Origin of the sequence: Kitasatospora sp. NPDC058444, assembly GCF_042721415.1 — a bacterium.
Lineage (GTDB): Bacteria > Actinomycetota > Actinomycetes > Streptomycetales > Streptomycetaceae > Kitasatospora.
Window position 1 is genome coordinate 87,353 of the sequence record NZ_JBHXLL010000011.1, and the last position, 17,523, is coordinate 104,875.

Here is a 17,523-nt window from a genome sequence, read left to right on the forward strand (position 1 = left end):
GTCCCCGGTGGGCGGCGCACCGCCCACCGGGGACCACCGGGGTGTCATGCGAGCGGGACCTCCAACTGCTGGGCCAAGTCCGCGAGCAGGGCGTCCAGCCAGCCGCGGATCGTGCCCGGGTCGAAGAGGTCGGCGTCGTACTCGATCTGTCCCGCGTAGCCGTCGGCGTCCGGGGTGAGGGCGATCGCGCAGTCTGCGCGGGCGGAGGGGCCGGGGATGTCCTCGATCTCGGCGGTCAGACCGGGGAGGTCGAGGGCGATCGCCGGGGTGCTCTGGACGGCGACGATGACCTGCGGGAACGAGGCGGGCAGCGAGATGCCGCGTTCCCGCAGGGGTTCGACCAGGTGGCCGAGGGACAGCCGGGAGTGGTCGAGGCCGGAGGCGATCGTCCGGCCGGCCCGGTCGACCTGGTCCCCGAACGTGTCGGTGTCCCGGGCGTGCAGCAGGATCGGCACGCTGTTGGTGATCAGGCCGACCACACCCTCGTCGACCGGCCGGGTGCGGTTGGCGCTGGAGAGCAGGATCAGGGTCTCCGGCCCGCCGCTGAGCTTGCCGAGCAGCCGGTTGAGAGCGGCCAGCAGGACGGCGGCGGGGGTGGTGGAACGCCCGGCGGCGTAGCGTGCGACCGCGTCGGCCACGGCCGCCGGGATCCGGAACCTCTCCGTCTCGCCGCGCCCGGAGCGCTGCTCGGGGCGCGGCCGGTCGGTGGGCAGGTCCACCGAGAGCGAGGCGCCCCGGAAGGCCGCGGCCCAGTGGTCGACGGCCGCCGCGGTGGCGGCCCGGGTGACCACGGTCCGTTCCCAGCAGGCGTGGTCGGTCATCCGGCCGGGCTCCTGCGGCAGGGGGCCGCCCGTCCGGTAGAGCGCGCCCAGGTCGTCCAGCAGGATGGCCAGCGACCAGCCGTCGATCGCGATGTGGTGGACGGTCAGCAGCAGCACCCACTCCTGCTCCGCCGTGCGCAGCAGCAGGGTGCGCAGCAGCGGGGGCTCGGCCAGGTCGAACGGGCGGTGGATCTCGGCGTCGGTGGCCGCGGCGATCGCCGCGGCGCGGTCGGCGGGGGAGAGCCCGCGCAGGTCGTCGACCGGGAGGTCCGTCGCGGTGTTCGGCAGCACCTGCTGGAGCACCCCGAGTTCGGTGTCCAGGAAGCGGGTCCGCAGGCTCTCGTGGCGTTCGGTCAGCGCCGTCAGGGCGCCGGCCAGCCGCTCGGGCTCCAGCGGTCCGCGCAGGGTGATCCGCTGGACGATGTTCCACACCGCCGGGTCGGCCGACCGGCCGTGGGTGGTGTGCATCCGCCGCTGCGCCAGCCCGGCCGGCGCGGCGGCCAGGGCGGCCCCGGCGCCGGTCAGGGTGGTCAGCAGCCGGTCGCGGTGGGCCCGGACCAGGCCGGTGACCTCCTCGTCCATCGCCCCCGTGGGGGCCAGGTAGCCGAGCCGCTCGCCGGTGGTGCGCAGCACGATCTCGCGGTCGTCGAGCAGTCGGAGGAGCCGCTGCCAGCCCTGCTCGGCGGCGTCCGTGTCCGTTGCCGTGCTCACAGGGTGCCCTCCTCGAAGGCCGGGGCCTGCTCGACGGCCGGCTGGTGGGCGGCCATCGCGCGGATGGTCGGGCGGCGGAAGAAGTCCAGCACGCCGATCCGCAGACCGGTCGCCTCGTGGACCCGGTTCAGCAGCCGGGTGGCGGCCAGCGAGTGCCCGCCCAGGTCGAAGAAGGAGGTCTCCACCCCGGCGGGGCGGCCGAGCTCCTCCTCCCAGAGCCGCTGGACGGTGCGCTCCAGCTCGGTGGTCGGCGCGGCCTGCGGCTGGTCCGCGCCGAGCGGGCGCGGCTCCGGCAGGGCGGCGGTGTCCAGCTTGCCGTGCGCGTTGAACGGCAGGGCGTCGACGGTGGCCCAGAGCCCGGGCACCATGTAGTCGGGCAGCAGGTCGGCGAGTCGGTCGGCGACCGCGGGCAGGTCGGCGGCCGCGCATCCGACGTACCCGGCGAGCACCGTGCCCGTCGTGGTGCGGCGCGCCGTCACGGCGGCGGCTTGCACGCCGGGAAGGCCGCGCAGCACGGTCTCGATCTCGCCGGGCTCGACCCGGTAGCCGCGCACCTTGACCTGGCGGTCGGCCCGGCCGAGGTACTCTAGCCGGCCGTCGGGCCGCCAGCGGCCGAGGTCGCCGGTGCGGTAGCCCGGGCCGTCGGGGGTGTCGGTGAAGACGGCGGCGCTCTCCTCGTCGCGGCCGATGTAGCCGATGCCGACCTGGACGCCGAGGGCGTGGATCTCACCGACCGCTCCGGCCGGCACCCGGCGCCCGGCGGGGTCGCGCAGCACGATCCGGCTGCCCGGGGTCGGGCGGCCGATCGGTGCGTACTCCGGGCCGTCCGGGTCGATCTCGCCGGCCGTCAGCGCGTGGGTCTCGGTCGGGCCGTAGTGGTTGATCAGCCGGCAGCCGGGGTTGCGGCGCAGGAAGGCCCGCAGCCCGGGGGTGAGCAGCACCTGCTCGCCGCCCGAGACCAGCTCCCGCAGGTGGGGCACCGGCTCCTCGCCGAGCGCGTCGGCCAGGGCGGCCAGCGGGGTGTACGGCAGGTGGAGCCGCTCGGCCCGGGTGGCCCGGACGACGGCGGCCAGCGCCGTCACGTCGTAGCGGGTCTCCTCCTCGATCAGCAGCAGGGTGCCGCCGCCGGCCAGCGTGGTGAGGATCTCCTGGACGCTGACGTCGAAGCCGCAGGAGGCGTACTGGAGCGTGCGGGCCGCGGGGTGGTCGGCGACGTTCCAGGCCACGAAGTGGGCGAGGGCGAGGGAGTGCATCAGCACGCCCTTGGGGCGGCCGGTGGAGCCGGAGGTGTAGAGCAGGTACGCGGGCGCCTGCTGCGAGGGGGCGGGCAGCGGGGGCAGTTCGGCGGGCGCGGCGTCGCCGGGCCCGGCGTCGGCCGGGGCGGTGCCGGTGAGCACCGTCGGTACGGTCAGGCCGAGTTCGGCCGGGGCCTCGTCGGAGGTGGTGAGCAGGACGACCGGCGCGCTGTCCTCGACGATCAGCCGGCAGCGCTCGGGGCCCTGCAGCACGTCGATCGGGACGTGGACGGCGCCGAGGCGCAGGATGGCCAGCAGCGCGGCCACCAGGTCCACCGAGCGGGGGAGCAGGACGCCCACCCGGCTGCCCTCGCGGACGCCGGCCGCCAGCAGCCGGCCGGCCAGGTCCTCCGCCCGGGCCAGCAGCGTCCGGTAATCGGTCTCGGTGCCGTCGGCGGCGACCACCGCGGTCCGCTCGGGCCGTCCGGCCGCGGTCGCGGTGATGGTGGCCAGCGGGTGCTCGGGTTCCCGGGCGGCCGCGGGGCCGCATTCCAGGGCGGTGTCGGCCTCGGCGGCGGACACGGCGGTGAGCTCGACGAGGGGGCGCTGCGGGTCGGCGACGGCCGCGGTGAGCAGCCGTTCGAAGGCACCGAGCAGCCGGTCGACGGTGGCCCGGTCGAACAGGGTCTCGGCGTACTCCACGTGGCAGCGGATGCCGTCGGGCAGGCTGGTCAGGAAGAGCGTGAGGTCGAAGGCAGAACGGTCCGCGACGTGGTCCAGCGGGCGGGCCGTCAGCCCGGGCAGGTCCAGTTCGAAGACCATGTGGTTCTCGAACTCGACCATCACCTGGAACAGCGGGTTGCGGCTGGTGTCGCGCTGCGGGTTCAGCTCCTGCACCAGCACCTCGAAGGGCAGCTGCTGGTGCTCGTAGGCGTCCAGTGCGGTGGAGCGGACCCGGCCCAGCGCCTCGGCGAAGGCGGGTTCGCCGGAGAGGTCCAGGCGCAGCGCCAGGGTGTTGACGAAGAACCCGATCAGGTCCTCCGTCCCGTCGGCGCGGTTGGCCACCGGGGTGCCCAGCACGATCTCGTCCTGGCCGGCGTAGCGCTGCAGGACGCCGGCGAAGCCGGTCAGCAGCACCATGAACAGGGTGGAGCGCTTGGAGCGGGCCAACTCCCGCAGGCCGTCGGAGAGTTCGGCGGGCAGGTGGTGGACGAAGGAGCGGCCTCGGCCGTCCGGCACCGCCGGGCGGGGCCGGTCGGTGGGCAGGGCCAGCACCGGCAGGTCACCGCCGCCGAACACCTTGCGCCAGTAGGCGAGGCTCTCGTCGTACTCGCCGGCGGCCACCCGGGCCCGCTCCCGGGCGGCCTCGCCGGCCGGGCTGGTGGTGAGCAGCGGGAGCCGGGCGGCCCGGTCCTCCTGGGCGGCCAGGTAGAGCTCGCCGAGCTCGCGGGTGATCACCACGGTGGACAGGGTGTCGATCACGATGTGGTGCATCGAGAGGACCAGGACGTGCCGGTCGGCGGCCTGCTCCAGCAGCAGGGCCCGGAACAGCGGGCCCTCGGCGAGGTCGAAGCGGTGCTCGCCCTCGGCGGCGACCAGGTCGGCCACCGCGTCGCGGCTGCTCGGGTCCGCCGTGATCCGCCGCAGCACCGGGCCGGCGGGCGGCGCCAGCACCTGCTGGAACGGTTCGCCGTCCTGCTCCCGGAAGACGGTGCGCAGTGCGACGTGGCGTTCGATCAGCCGGCGCAGCGCGGAGTCCAGGGCCTGCGGGTCGAGCGGGCCGTCCAGGGCGATCGCCTTGACCTCGTTGTACTGCCCGCCGTCGGGCAGCATCCGGTGCAGGAACCACATCCGCTGCTGGGCGTAGGACAGCGGCGCGCCGCGCAGGGTGTCCCGGCGCAGGACGTCGAGCTGCGGCAGGCCGGCCGCCACCAGCTCGGGGGAGAGCCCGAAGTCCACGAAGGCGGCGATCTCGTCCGCGCCGGCCGCCCGCAGCTCGGACAGCACCCCCTGGACGCTCTCCGGGGTGCCGATCAGTGCGCGGGAGGCGCAGTACCGCTCGTACGCGCGCTCCAGCACGAACTCCAGGTCGTCCTCGCGGGCGTTCTTGTAGTCCAGGGTCAGACCCAGGCTGTTGGCCATCTGCCCGAACAGTGAGAGCGAGGAGCGCAGGTAGTTGCAGAACGGCCGGTAGGCCTGCTCGCGCGCGGTGGCCAGGTCGGTGCCCAGGTAGGTGTGGACCAGCACGACCACCCGGCCGGCCTCCGGGTCGAGCCCGTGCTCGGCCCGGGTGCGCCGGTAGACCGCGATGTTCTCGGCCAGCTGGGCGATGTCCTGGGTCATCAGGTTGGTGATGACGCCGAGGTCGTTGCGGGCGGCCTCGCGGAAGCTGTCCGGGTTGCCGACGATCGCGGTGAACATCGGCGGCATCTCCTGCAGGGGGCGCGGGTGCAGGGTCACCTCGATCGGCTCACCGTTGCCGTTGCGCCCCTGGTACGGCTCGCCGCGCCACAGCGCCCGGACGGTGTCGATCTGCCGGTGCATCAGCTCCTTGTGGCTGCCGTAGCGCTCGGGGAAGAACAGGAAGTCGTTCGGGTGCCAGCCGCTGGCGCAGCCCAGGCCGACCCGGCCGCCGGACAGGTTGTCGACCACCGACCACTCCTCGGCCACCCGCACCGGGTGGTGCAGCGGCAGCACGGCGCAGCCCGCGTTCAGCCGGATCCGGCTGGTCTCCCGGGCCAGGGCGGCGGCCAGCACCGAGGGGTTGGGGAAGATGCCGCCGAAGGAGTGGAAGTGGCGCTCGGGCAGCCAGACGGAGTGGAAGTCGTGCCGGTCGGCGAAGCGGGCGCTCTCCAGGACGATGCGGTACTTCTCGTCGTCGGGGGAGTCCTGCGGGTAGTCGCCGAAGAAGTAGAGGCTGAAGTCCACCGGCCGCTGGGGGTCGCTGACCGGCTGGTACGCGATCGCCTCGGCGGGCGCGCGGCCCACGGCCTCGGCGGGCACCGGCAGTTCGGCGGTCGGCCGCGGGGCGGGCAGGCGGACGCCGGGCGAGGCCGGGAAGAAGCCGCCGCGCCGCAGGTCGCGCAGCGACTCGCGGACCGCGTCGATCACGAACTCCAGGTCGCCGTCGGTGTGGGCGGTGGAGAGGAAGAAGTTGCGCCACTCCCACACGTAGACCCCGCGGGTCAGCAGGTGCGGGAAGAGCAGCTCCATGTCGGCCCGGGGCTCGAAGCGGAAGAGCGAGCCGAAGTGGGCCAGCCGCAGCGGGAACTCCTCCTCCTCGAAGAAGCCGTTCAGCGTGGCCGCCAGCTCGTCGGTGCGGGCGTTCAGCCGCTCCTGGAGGCCGGGGCCGGCCGCCTTGAGGTGGCGCAGCACCGCGCCCGCGGCGGTCATCGCCAGCGGGTGCTGGATGTAGGTGCCGCCGAAGAAGGTGGTGTCCTTGGGCGGGTAGCTGTCGTCCCCGTAGTCCCAGTGGCCGCCGTCGATCCCGTCCATGATGTCGGCCCGCCCGGCGATCGCGCCGATCGGGTAGCCGCCGCCGAGGACCTTGCCGTAGGTGGACATGTCCGGGGTGACGCCCCAGAAGCCCTCGGCGCCGCGCAGGTGGGGCCGGAAGCCGGTGAGCATCTGGTCGAAGACCAGCACGATGCCGAGCCGGGTGGTGAGTTCGCGCAGCGAGCGGACGAAGTCGACGGGCTGGCGGCCCGGGTGGCGGCTCTGCACCGGCTCGACCAGGACGGCGGCGATGCGGTCGCCGTGCTCCTCGATGACCTTGAGGCTCTCCGGGTCGCCGTAGCGCAGCACCAGCAGGTCCGCGACCGCGCTGCCCGGGATGCCGATGGACACCGGGACGGTCTCCCGGTCGGCGCCGTGGCCCAGCGTCCGGCCCAGGGTCTGGTCGGAGTGGCCGTGGTAGGAGCCCTCGAACATGACGATCTTGTCCCGGCCGGTGTGGGCGCGGGCCAGCCGGATCGCCCCGGCGTTCGCCTCGGTGCCGGAGTTGGCGAAGGCGACCCGCTCGGTGCCGGTCAGCTCGGCCAGCAGCTCGGCGGCCTCGCCGGTCTCCGGGCCGCGCGGGCCCAGCCGCAGGCCCGAGGACAGGTGCTCGCGGACGGCCTCGGAGACGAACTCCGGGTCGTGGCCGAAGAGCAGGACGCCGAAGCCCATGGTGATGTCGACGTACGGGTTGCCGTCGACGTCCTCCAGGCGGGAGCCCCGGGCCCGGCGGGCGGCGAGCGGGTAGAGCATCTCCTTGGTCCCGGAGCGGAAGCCGACCACGGCGCGGCTGTCCGCCAGGGTGCGGCGGTGGCGGCGGGTGATCGCCTTGGAGGCGGTGGTGCGGGCGGTGAAGCGGGCGACCAGCTCGTCCACGTGGGCGCGCTGCTGGTCGGTCAGGCCGCCGGAGGCCATGCCGGACTCGCGGGAGACCGTCACCCGGGGGCCGTGCACCTGCGGGGCGGCCGGGGCCTGCGCCGCGGCGGGCGCCTCGACGGCCGCTGCGGCTGCGGGTGCGGCCGGGGCGGGGACGGAGGCGACGGCGGGCGCCGGGACCGGGGCGGCCGCGGGTACGGCCGCCGGCGGCAGGGCCGCGGGCACGGGTGCCGGGGGCAGGGCGGGCGCGCCGCCGGCCAGCAGGCCGAGCTGGTCGCGCATCAGGTCGGAGAACTGGCCGAGGAGCGCGAGCTGGCGCTCGATCAGGCCGGTGCCGTCGGTCACCGGCTGGAGCGCGGCGGGGACCGCCCGCGGGGCAGGGGGTGCGACGGGCACGGGCTGGGGGACCGGCGCTGCTTCCCGGACGGTCGGAGCGGCCGGGGCGGCGAGGGCAGCGGAGGCGGCCGGGACGGGAACGGGCGTCGGAGCCGCGGCCGTCACCGGCGCGGGCGCGGGTACGGCGGCGGGCTCGGGCTCCGCCACGGGCTCCGGCTCGGCGGCCGGCAGCAGCGTGGCCAGCACCGCCGGCTCCAGCCGGGAGGCGATCAGCCCGGCCAGCCGGGCCGGGGTGTCCGCCGCCTCGAAGAGCTCGCGCATCGACACCCGCACCCGGAACGCGCGCTCCAGGTCGCGGATCATGTTGATCATCGAGAGCGAGTCGGCGCCCAGGTCGAAGAACGGTTCGTCCGTCCCGACCGAGGCCTCGTCGTAGCCGAGCTGGCGGGCCGTCTGCTCGACGACCTGCCGCAGCACGGCCTGCTCGGCGAGCTCCTCGGGGCTCGGCGCGGGCGCGGAGGAAGGTGCGGAGGAAAGCGCGGAGGTAGCTGCGGCGTCCGGCGTCGCGTCCGGCGCGCTCTGCTGGGGTGGGTCCTGGTGCATGGCGGGGTCCTCGGTGGTGGGCCTGGCAGGGGCGGTGAACCAGTGGCGGCGGCGTTGGAAGACGGTGGTGGGCAGCGGGACGCGGCGGGCCGGTCCGTCCGGCCACTCCCGTGCGGCGGCGAAGCGGGCCCAGTCGAGCGGGACGCCGTGCGACCACAGCGCGGCCGCGGCGGTGTCGAACTGCTGCTCCGGCGAGGCGCCGCGCCGGCCGCCGGCGACGAAGTGGCGCTGCGGCAGCTCCCGGCGGCCCATGCCGGTCAGCGTCGGGTGCGGGCCGATCTCCAGGAAGAGCTCGTGGTCCTGCCCGTCCAGGACGGCGAGGACCTGGTCGAACCGGGCGGTCTCCCGGGTCTGACGGAGGAAGTACTCGGGCGTCGGGACGGTCCCGGGCGCCAGCACCTCGCCGCCGAGGTTGCTGATCAGCGGGACGGTCAGCGGCCGCAGCCGCAGCCGGGCCAGCTGGTCGCGGAAGGGGTCGAGCATCGGGTCGAGCAGGCGGGAGTGGAACGCCCGGTCGGTGGCCAGGCGTTCGGGGGTCAACCCGTCGGTGGCCAGCACGGCCTCGGCGGCGGCGATCTCGCGCGGCGGGCCGGCCAGCACGCACTGACCCCTGCCGTTGACCACGGCCAGGTCCACTCCGGGCAGCCAGTCGCCGAGCCCGTCCAGCCGGTCCGGGCCGGCCGGGACCACCGTCATGGCGCCCGGTTCGGTCAGCCGGTGCATCAGCCGCCCGCGCAGCGCGGTCAGGAACATCCCGTCGGCCAGGTCGAGCGCGCCGGCCGCGTGGAAGGCCGCGTACTCCCCGGCGCTGTGCCCGGCGACCGCGGCGGGACGCACCCCGAGCTCCTGCCAGAGCCGCAGGTAGGCCGCCTGGAGGGCGAACAGCGCGGGCTGCGCCGCTTCGGTGGTCCAGGTGTCCTCGGTGCCCTGCGGGGCGGGGTCGAGCAGCAGCGGCAGCAGCGGCTCGTCCCAGTTCTCGCGGTGCAGCCGGTCGCACTCGTCCAGGACGGCGCGGAAGACCGGGAAGGCCCGGTACAGCTCGGCGGCCATGCCCCGGTACTGGGCACCCTGGCCGGTGAAGAGCAGCACCGGCCGGACCTCGCCGCGCCCGGTCTCGCGGTGGGCCGCGGCCGCGGTGGGCCGGCCCGCCAGGAAGGCGTCCAGGCCCTTGCGCAGGGCGGCCGGGTCGGGGCCGGTGACGGTCAGCCGGTGGCGCAGCGCGCGCCGGCCGGCGCCGAGGGTGAGCGGCAGGTCGCCGGGCGCCAGGGCGGGTTCGGCGTCGAGCCGGTCGCGGAGCAGCTCGGCGAGCTCGCTGAGACCCTGGGCGGTGCGGGCCGACAGCGGCAGCACGGTCGGGGCCGGTTGCGGCGCGGGCACCGCGGCGGTGTCCGGGGCCTGTTCCAGCACCAGGTGGGCGTTGGTGCCGCCGACGCCCAGGGCGCTGACCCCGGCCCGGCGCGGGGTGGGGCCCTGCGGCCAGTCGCGGCGCTCGGCGGCGAGGCGGAAGGGGCTGCCGTCCAGCTCCAGCGCGGGGTTGGGGCTGGTGAAGTTCACCAGCGGCGGGATGGTGCCGTGCCGCAGCACCAGCAGCGCCTTGATCAGGCCCGCCATCCCGGCGCAGGTGTCCAGGTGGCCGATGTTGGGCTTCACCGAGCCGAGCGAGCAGAAGTCGGCGGCCTCGGTCCGGGCGCGGAACGCCTGGGCCAGCGCCCGGAACTCGATCGGGTCGCCGAGCGGGGTGCCGGTGCCGTGGGCCTCGATGTAGCCGATGCTCTCGGCGGGCACGCCCGCCAGGTCCAGCGCCCGGCCGACCACGGCCGCCTGGCCGTCCACGCTGGGCGCGGTGTAGCCGACCTTCCGTCCGCCGTCGTTGTTGACGGCCGAGCCGAGGATCACCCCGTGCACGGTGTCGCCGTCGGCCAGCGCCCGGTCGAGGCGCTTGAGCAGGACGGCGGCGACGCCGTTGCCGCCGACCGTGCCGCCCGCGTCGGCGTCGAAGGCCCGGCAGGCGCCGTCGGGGGAGAGGATCGACCCCTCCTCGTAGCGGTAGCCGGCGGCCTGCGGGATGTGCAGGGCGGCGGCCCCGGCGAGGGCCAGCTCGCAGTCGCCCGCCAGCAGGGACTGGACGGCCAGGTGCACCGCGACCAGCGAGGTGGAGCAGGCCGTCTGCACACCGATCGCCGGACCGGTGAGGCCCAGCCGGTAGGCGACCCGGGTGGCGGCGAAGTCCGCCTGGTTGCCGATCGCGGTCTGCAGGGCGGCCACCGGTTCGGCCGGGTCGGCGGTGGCGGCCAGGGTGTGCTGGTAGTAGTTGCGCAGCGCGTACAGGGTCATCCCGGTGCCGGCGAAGACCCCGACCCGGCGTTCCGGGTCCGGTGCGTCGTAGCCGCCGTCCTCCAGGGCCTGGCGGCAGATCTCCAGCAGCAGGCGCTGCTGGGGGTCCATCAGCGCGGCCTCGGCGCCGCTGATGCCGAACGCCTCGGCGTCGAAGTGGTCGACGTCGGTGAGCGCGCCGGTGACCGGGACGAAGTCGGGGTGGCGGTACTCCTCCGGGCGCAGTCCGGCCGCCGCCAGCTCCTCCTCGGTGAAGCGGGTGGTGCTCCGGACGCCCTCGACGATGTTCCGCCAGTACTGCTCGGGGGTGTCGGCGCCCGGCAGGCGCAGCGCCAGGCCGACGATCGCCACCCGGCGGTCGTCACCCGGCCCGGCGACCCCGGCGACGGGGGAGCCGGCAGTGGCGGCGGGCGTGGCCGGCCCGGCGGCCAGGTGCTCGATCAGGGCGTCCACGGTGGGGTGGCGGAACAGCTCGGTGGGCGCCGGCGGTGTCGGCAGTGCGGCGCTGAGCGCCCCGTGCACCCGCATCAACTGGAGTGAGCCGATGCCGAGTTCGGCCAACGGGCGGCCCGGGTCCAGCGGGGTGTCGAGGACGGACTCGAAGGCGTCCAGGACGAGCCGGCGCAGCCCCGAGGGCGCGGCGGATCCGGTGCCCGGGGCGGCCGGTACGGCGGGTCGGTCTCCCGGCGTCGAAGCGGTCGACGTGGTCGACGCGGTCGACGTGGAGGGAGTGGACGGTGCGGGCGCGGCGGCGGTCACCGGGCGGGGCGCGGTGGCCAGCAGCCGGCGCCGGGCGGCGGGGGAGCTCGGGTCCGGGCCGGCGTACCGGTGGCCCGGGGCGCCGGCCAGCAGCAGCGCGGCCAGCCGGCGGCCGTGCGCGGCGCTCAGTACGGCGATGCCCCGTCCGGCGGCGGCCTGCTCGTTCTCCGTGTCGCGGTTCATGCCGATCCCGCTCCACAGGCCCCAGGAGATCGTCCAGGCCGGGGCACCGGTCTCCCGGCGGAGCCGTTCGACGGTGCTCTCCAGGTAGCGGTTGGCGGCGGCGTACCCGGTGGAGCCGACCGCCTCCTGGAGGCCGATCATCGAGGAGAAGGCGACGAACTGGGCGCCGGGGCGCTGCTTGACCAGCTCGATGAGGTGGTCGGTGCCCTCGGCCTTGGTCCGGACGGCCTCGCGCCAGCCCTCGGTGTCGGTGTCGGCGAGGAGCGCGAGCCGGTAGCCGCCGGCCAGGTGGAGCACGCCGTCCAGCGGCGCCTGCCACTGCCGCTCGGCCTCGGCGACGGCCTCGGCCAGTTGCTGACGGTCCGTCACATCGGCTTGGAGGTAGCTGACCTGACCGCCCTGGGCGGCCAGTCGACGCAGCGCGGCCCGGCGTTCGGCCGCCTCGGCGGTCGGGGCGTCCAGGTCGCTCCGGCCGACGATCAGCAGCCGGGAGCCGTACTCGCGCAGCAGCCCGGGCAGCAGCTCGGCGGCGATCCCGCCGAGGCCGCCGGTGACGAGGTAGTGGGCGCCAGGGGTGAGCAGCGAGCAGCCCGCCCCGGCCGGTCCGGGGGCGGTCTCGGCCGCTTGCAGCCGGGGGACCCAGGGGCGGCCGGCGCGCCAGGCGGACTCGGGCTCGGGCCTGGGGTCGGTGAGCAGGGCGATCAGGGCGGCGGCCTGTTCCGCGGCCGGCGCGTCGCCGGGCAGGTCAAGGTGCCGGGCGGCGGGCACCAGCTGCTCGGCCCGCGCCCCGGCGGTCAGGGCCGCGGTCAACGCTGCCCTCGGCCGGGGGAGTTCACCGGGGAGGACGGCGTGCAGCCCGGCGCTGACCGAGACCAGCTCGCGGACCGGGGCCCGCGCCGGGAGCGCCCGGAGCAGGGCGAGCAGCGCCTCGTCCGGCTGGACGGGTCCGTCGGCCGTCGCGCTCCACAGGTAGACCAGCCGGTCGGCCGTCCGGTCCCCGAGCGCCCGCAGCCACTCCTCGGGGTCGGTGGTCGGCGGCCGGTCCGCCACCAGGGCGTTCGGCAGGGCGGCGGCCAGGGCCTCGGCGAGGGTGCCGGGGCCGGACGGGCCGAGCAGCAGGATCGTTTCGTCAGTCAGTGGAGCGGCGGTGACCTCCGCAGCCGGGCGGGGTTCCCAGCCGAGCTGCCGCACGCAGTCCGGCAGCGTCCGGGCATTGGCCTCGGCCAGGTCCAAGGCCACGATGTGGTCGTCGAGTTCGCCGTCCAGCAGCCGGCGGCGCAGCGCGGTGCGCTGGATCTTGCCGCTGGTGGTGCGGGGGAACTCGGCCGCCGGCACGGGCAGCACCAGGGTGGGCGCGGGCTGCCGGCGGGCCGCCAGCAGCTGCCGCACCTCGGCGGCGACGGGCGGCGCGGGGGCGTCCGGATCGCTCGGGACGTAGGCGATCACCAGCTGCTCGGTGCCGGTGCGCTCGTCCGGCACCCCGAAGGCCGCCACGTGCCCGGAGCGCACCCCCGTCACCGAGGCCACCACGTCCTCCAGCTCGTGGCAGAAGTAGTGCACCCCGTTGACGATGATGATCTCCTTGCGACGGCCGGTGAGCACCACCTCGCCGTCGGCCAGGAAGGCGAGGTCCCCGGTGTCGAACCAGTCGTCGCCGACGAAGGCCTCCTGGTTGGCGGGCGGGTTGTTCAGGTACCCCGGCGTCACCCGGCCGGAGTGGACCTGGAGCCGGCCCACCCAGTGCTCGGGCAGCACCCGTCCGTCGTCGTCGGTCACCCGCATCCGGGTGCCGGGTGCGGGCCGTCCCATGCTCAGGAAGGCGGTGCCGCGCTCGGCCGAGTCCGCGTCGACGGGCTCCAGCCGGCCGGTCAGCGAGTCGGTGCGCACCAGCCGGCGGGCGCCGTCCTCGTGGTAGCGCTTGTAGGTGATCACCGTGCAGGTCTCGGCCATGCCCCAGCCCAGCAGCAGGTGCTCCGGGCGGATGCCGAACGGGGCGGTGGCGGCCAGGAACTCGTCCAGCACCGCCTCGGTGCACTGCTCCCCGGCGTTGATCAGCGACTTGACCGCGGACAGGTCCCAGTGGCGGGCCGGTCCGGCCGCCCGCACGGCCTCGGCGACCAGCCGGAAGCCGAAGTTGGGGGACCAGGAGTGTGCCGCCCGGTAGCGCTCCAGCGCGTCCAGCCAGACCAGCGGGTCGGCGAGCACGAGTTCGGTGGGCACCTGCACCTGGTCGGTGGCCAGCACCACGTCGCGCAGGTGGAACATCAGCAGCCCGGCGACGTGGTCCAGGGGCAGCCAGTTGACCGTGGTGTCGCCCGGTACGCAGCCCTGGGAGACGGCTCCGGCCACGTACTCCAGGATGCCGCGGTGGGTGATCTGCACCGCCTTGGAGCGCCCGGTGCTGCCGGAGGACAGCTGGAGGATCGCGACGTCGCCGGGGGCGGGGGCGTGCTCGGCGGCCACGGGCAGGCCGCCGTCGGCGGGCCGGTCGACAGCGGGCCGGTCGACGGCGATCACCCGCAGGCCCGGCGCCGGGTACAGCTCCCCGAGCCGCTCCAGGCCGGCCACGGCCGGCCCGCAGGCGAGCACCGGCGGCTCCTCCAGGGTCTGCCAGGCGTGCCAGAGCTTCTCCAGGACGGGGTTGCGCTCGTGGTAGTCCGGCGGGCGGGCCACCGTCACCGGCTGCACCCCGCCCAGCAGGCAGGCCCACAGGGTGGGGAAGTAGAGCTCCGGGTCCGGGACCTGGAGGATCACCCGGTCCCCGGCCCGCACTCCGGCGGCGGCCAGGGTGGCGAGGATCCCGCGGGCCTGGTCCAGCAGCTGACGGTACGTCAGGCTGGTTGCCTCGCCGCCCGCCCGGACCAGGTGCAGCCCCCGGTCGGGGTGCAGGGCGGCGGCGCGCAGCAGTGCCTCGGGCAGTGTCCGGGGAGCGTCGGGCGCGGGGGCGGGCAGCGGAGCGCCGACGGCCTCCGTTCCGGCGCCCGCGGGGGAGGTCGTCGGCTCCGCCGGCGCGGTGCCGGCCGTCGCCGACCCCTCGCCGAACGGGCGCCAGCGGTCGGTGAGTTCACTCAGGTGGCGCAGGGCGGGGCCGGGCGCGGCCGGCGGCCGGGTGAGCGCCGCGGCCAGGGCGGCGGCGTCGGGCTCGCCCTCGGGGGTGCGGACGATGCCGTCCAGGAGGTGCACCTCGGCGCTCGGGTCGGCGTCCAGCAGCGCGGCGGCGGCCCGCCGGCGCAGGGCCTCGGGATCGCCGTCGACGGCGGGCACCAGGTAGGCCAGCAGGCCGGGGCGGCCGTTCTCGTGCTCGACGGGGAGCAGCGCGCAGTCGGCGATCTCGGGGCGCAGCAGCAGTCGGGCTTCCAGGGTGCGCAGCCGGCCGTGGTCGGGACCGGTGGGACTCATGACGTTCGGCACCTTTCGGATCGGTGCCGGGGCGCGGGTGTGGGCCGCCCCGGGGCAGGGAGGGGAGCGGAGAAGGGTGTCGTTTTACGGCTTACGGCTTACGGCTTACGGCTTGAGGCGCGGGGGCGCCGGGTGGTGCGGGTGGTCGTTGTCGCGTTGCGGCGCGGGGCCGCCGGGGCGGTGGGAGGGTCGCCGGGCGGGCCGCTCAGCGGCGACGGGTGCGGGCGACCAGTACCAGGAAGGCGAGCGCCAGCACGATCGGGACGGCGTGCGAGACCCCGACCACGGTCAGCGGGCTGAGCAGGGTGAGCAGCGAGCCGCTCAGCAGCATCCCGGTGCCCATGCCGACGTTCTCGGCGGAGGCGAGGATGCCGAAGGCCTCGCCGCGCCGCTCGTCGGCGAGGGCCTGGATCCGGGTGGTGTAGGAGATCTCGGTGAAGCCGTCGCCGAGGCCGGCGCCGATCGCGACCAGCAGGAAGAGCGGGGTGGGGAGGTCGGTGAAGACCAGGATGAAGCAGGCGGACATCAGGCAGGTGCCCAGGGCGAAGCCGCGCTCGCCGGGCTCGATGCCCCGGCGCAGCATGAACCGGGAGACCAGTTGCTGGGCGCCGAGGTTGCCGATCGCCCAGGTGGCCCAGAAGGTGCCGAGCAGGGCGGCCGGGTTGCCGGGGGAGGACTGGTTGGCGAAGACCGGCAGGCTGATGTTGTGGGCGGCGGAGCCGAAGGCGTCCAGCAGCCGGATCCCCGCCATGGCGCCCACCACCGGAGCGGCCCGCAGGACGATCAGGGCCTGCCACCGGGGGCCGCGCTTCCCGGCCTTCGACGGGGGTTCGTCCGGCTGGGCCGAGGGTTCCTCCGTCGGCTGGGCCGAGGGTTCCTCCGCCGGCGCGGCCCGGGTGGGCAGCGGCAGCCGGATCACCAGTGCCCCGAACAGGAGGAAGCTGGCCGCGTCGATGAGCAGCGCGGCCCGGAACCCGGCCCAGGCCACCACCACGCCGGCGGAGGCGAAGCCGAGCACCATCGCGGTGGAACGGCAGCTGGCCATCAGGCTGTTGGCGCGGGCCCGGCGCCCGGCGCCGACCATCTCGGGGATGCTGGTCCGCAGGGCGACGGCGGCGATCGCGGCGGCGGCGCCGAGGACCAGGGCGAGCGGGTAGAGGACGGGGATGCGCAGCGAGGCCGGGACGAGGGCGACGACGACCAGCGCCAGCGCCTGGGCCAGAGCGCAGCCCGTCATCAGCTTCCGCCGCTCCAGCCGGGCCACCAGCCGCCCGGCGACCAGCCCGCCGACGACGCCCCCGCCCAGCCGCAGGACCAGATACCCGGCCGTGCCGAGGGCGTTGCCGGCGGCCTCGTAGGCGAACAGGCTCAGCGCGACCAGGTCGAGCTGGCTTCCGTACATGTTCAGGGCATCGCCTGCGGCCAGCCGGTAGAAGGCCCGGGGCAGCTTGCTCGCGGCCTGGTGCGGTGCTTCCAATGCGGTGTCCGGCACCGTAATCCCCCCGGGCGCGCCATATATGGCGGTTCAGTGTGACATTGCACCGCAATTTAGAGGGTGGACGGGCGCCAGATCAATGCTTAGATCATTTCCTGTCCAAAAGATCGTGAACTAGGCCGACTTGCTGTCATCTTTCGCGCCACCCTGGCCAGTTGTTGGCGTACGGACGGGCGGCGGGGTGGTCGGCGCGGGGTGGTCGGCGCGAGAGGGTCGGCGCAGGACGGTCGACGTGGCGGTCAGCGGCGGCCGAACAGCCTGCCGAACCAGCCCTTGCCCGCCCGGCCCTGCGCGGCGCAGTCGCACCGGGCGGACTTGGGCACCCCGGCCAGGACCTGCTCCACGTGCATCCCGCACCCGGCGAAGGTCGGCTTCCCGCAGGTGCGGCAGGCGACTCGTCGGCACATCTGGTACTTCCGTTCTCCGGGCCCCCAGGGGTGGGGCCGCCCTGCCAATATACCCCACCCCGTATTCGTAATGTCGGATTCGTCCTGCCGCCGGGGTCGGAGCGGCGGCGGGACGGCGCCGGTGCGGCGGGGAGGGGTGCGAGGACGGGCGTCAGGCCGTCTCGGGCCGGGCCGGAGGAATCGCGTAGGTCAGTGTGGCGCTGGCCACCAGGGTGTCGTCGGCGTCCAGCAGCTCGGCCAGGATCACGCACAGCCGGCGCCCGAACTTGGCCGTCCTGGCGTGCACCCGCAGCGCCCCCGGCCGGGGACGGTTGAGGAAGCTGATCTGCAGCGAGCTGGTCAGCGCCATCAGGGTGGTCCCGAGCCGGGCGTTGATCAGGAGGAACGCGGCCAGGTCGCACAGTCCGGCCTGCTCCGGGCCCGAGACGGTGCCGCCCGGGCGGGTGCGCAGCCGGTCGCCGTCCACCGCCAGGATCAGGGCGTGGCCGTCCACCTCGGTCACCCGGCAGGCGGCGTAGTCGGGGAACTGGCCGGTGATCAGCTCATTGAGCTGGTCGGGGCCCAGGAGGACGTCGACGGTGGCGACCGCCGTGTTCGAGTCGGTGGTCATGGCGCTCAGCGTAACCGTCGGCCAGGCGGTACGCCCGGAGCGGTCCAGGCCTGCTTCCGGCCAGCTTCGTTTGCCGTGGTCACCCGCCAAGATCCTTGACGGGAAGGGAAATTGCGCATGTCGTACCGGTGTCGCAGCGGCCGGAACCAGTCGCTCCGGTGGTGCCCGGTGGCCGAATCCGTTCGGCACGATCCGTGCGGGACCTTGTTCGGTCCAAAAACCACCACCTACGCTCCCAGGAAGTTGAGCGGAGCCGCTG

The 17,523-nt window shown here is 75.3% G+C and carries 5 protein-coding genes; all 5 read right to left on the reverse strand.

What is annotated here, in order from left to right:
- Positions 1-44: 44 nt before the first annotated feature.
- The 5 genes from ACFWP2_RS14990 to ACFWP2_RS15010 all read right to left on the reverse strand — a co-directional run bounded on the left by ACFWP2_RS14990 (position 45) and on the right by ACFWP2_RS15010 (position 17,264).
- Entirely contained in the window at positions 45-1,532 is a 1,488-nt protein-coding gene (locus ACFWP2_RS14990; protein ID WP_380451003.1) for a condensation domain-containing protein, read from the reverse strand.
- Positions 1,529-14,752: a MupA/Atu3671 family FMN-dependent luciferase-like monooxygenase gene (locus tag ACFWP2_RS14995; RefSeq protein ID WP_380451006.1), complete on the reverse strand. Its 13,224-nt coding sequence runs from the start codon at positions 14,750-14,752 to the stop codon at positions 1,529-1,531. The genes ACFWP2_RS14990 and ACFWP2_RS14995 overlap by 4 nt, the downstream gene beginning before the upstream one ends.
- 205 nt (positions 14,753-14,957) lie before the next feature.
- Positions 14,958-16,244, reverse strand: coding sequence for an MFS transporter (locus tag ACFWP2_RS15000; protein ID WP_380451008.1), 1,287 nt, complete (start codon positions 16,242-16,244; stop codon positions 14,958-14,960).
- A gap of 242 nt (positions 16,245-16,486) precedes the next feature.
- A complete protein-coding gene (locus tag ACFWP2_RS15005; protein ID WP_360344316.1) occupies positions 16,487-16,654 on the reverse strand; it encodes a hypothetical protein in 168 nt (55 codons plus the stop codon).
- Between the two features lie 151 nt (positions 16,655-16,805).
- Positions 16,806-17,264 carry a PaaI family thioesterase gene (locus ACFWP2_RS15010; RefSeq protein WP_380451011.1) on the reverse strand — a complete coding sequence of 153 codons (459 nt, stop codon included), beginning with the start codon at positions 17,262-17,264 and terminating at the stop codon, positions 16,806-16,808.
- Between the last annotated feature and the right edge of the window lie 259 nt (positions 17,265-17,523).

What these genes read in the sequence shown, in the direction of transcription:
- ACFWP2_RS14995 (WP_380451006.1), bottom strand. Translation starts at nt 14,752, where the DNA reads ATGAGTCCCACCGGTCCCGACCACGGCCGGCTGCGCACCCTGGAAGCC.
- ACFWP2_RS15005 (WP_360344316.1), bottom strand. Translation starts at nt 16,654, where the DNA reads ATGTGCCGACGAGTCGCCTGCCGCACCTGCGGGAAGCCGACCTTCGCC.
- ACFWP2_RS15010 (WP_380451011.1), bottom strand. Translation starts at nt 17,264, where the DNA reads ATGACCACCGACTCGAACACGGCGGTCGCCACCGTCGACGTCCTCCTG.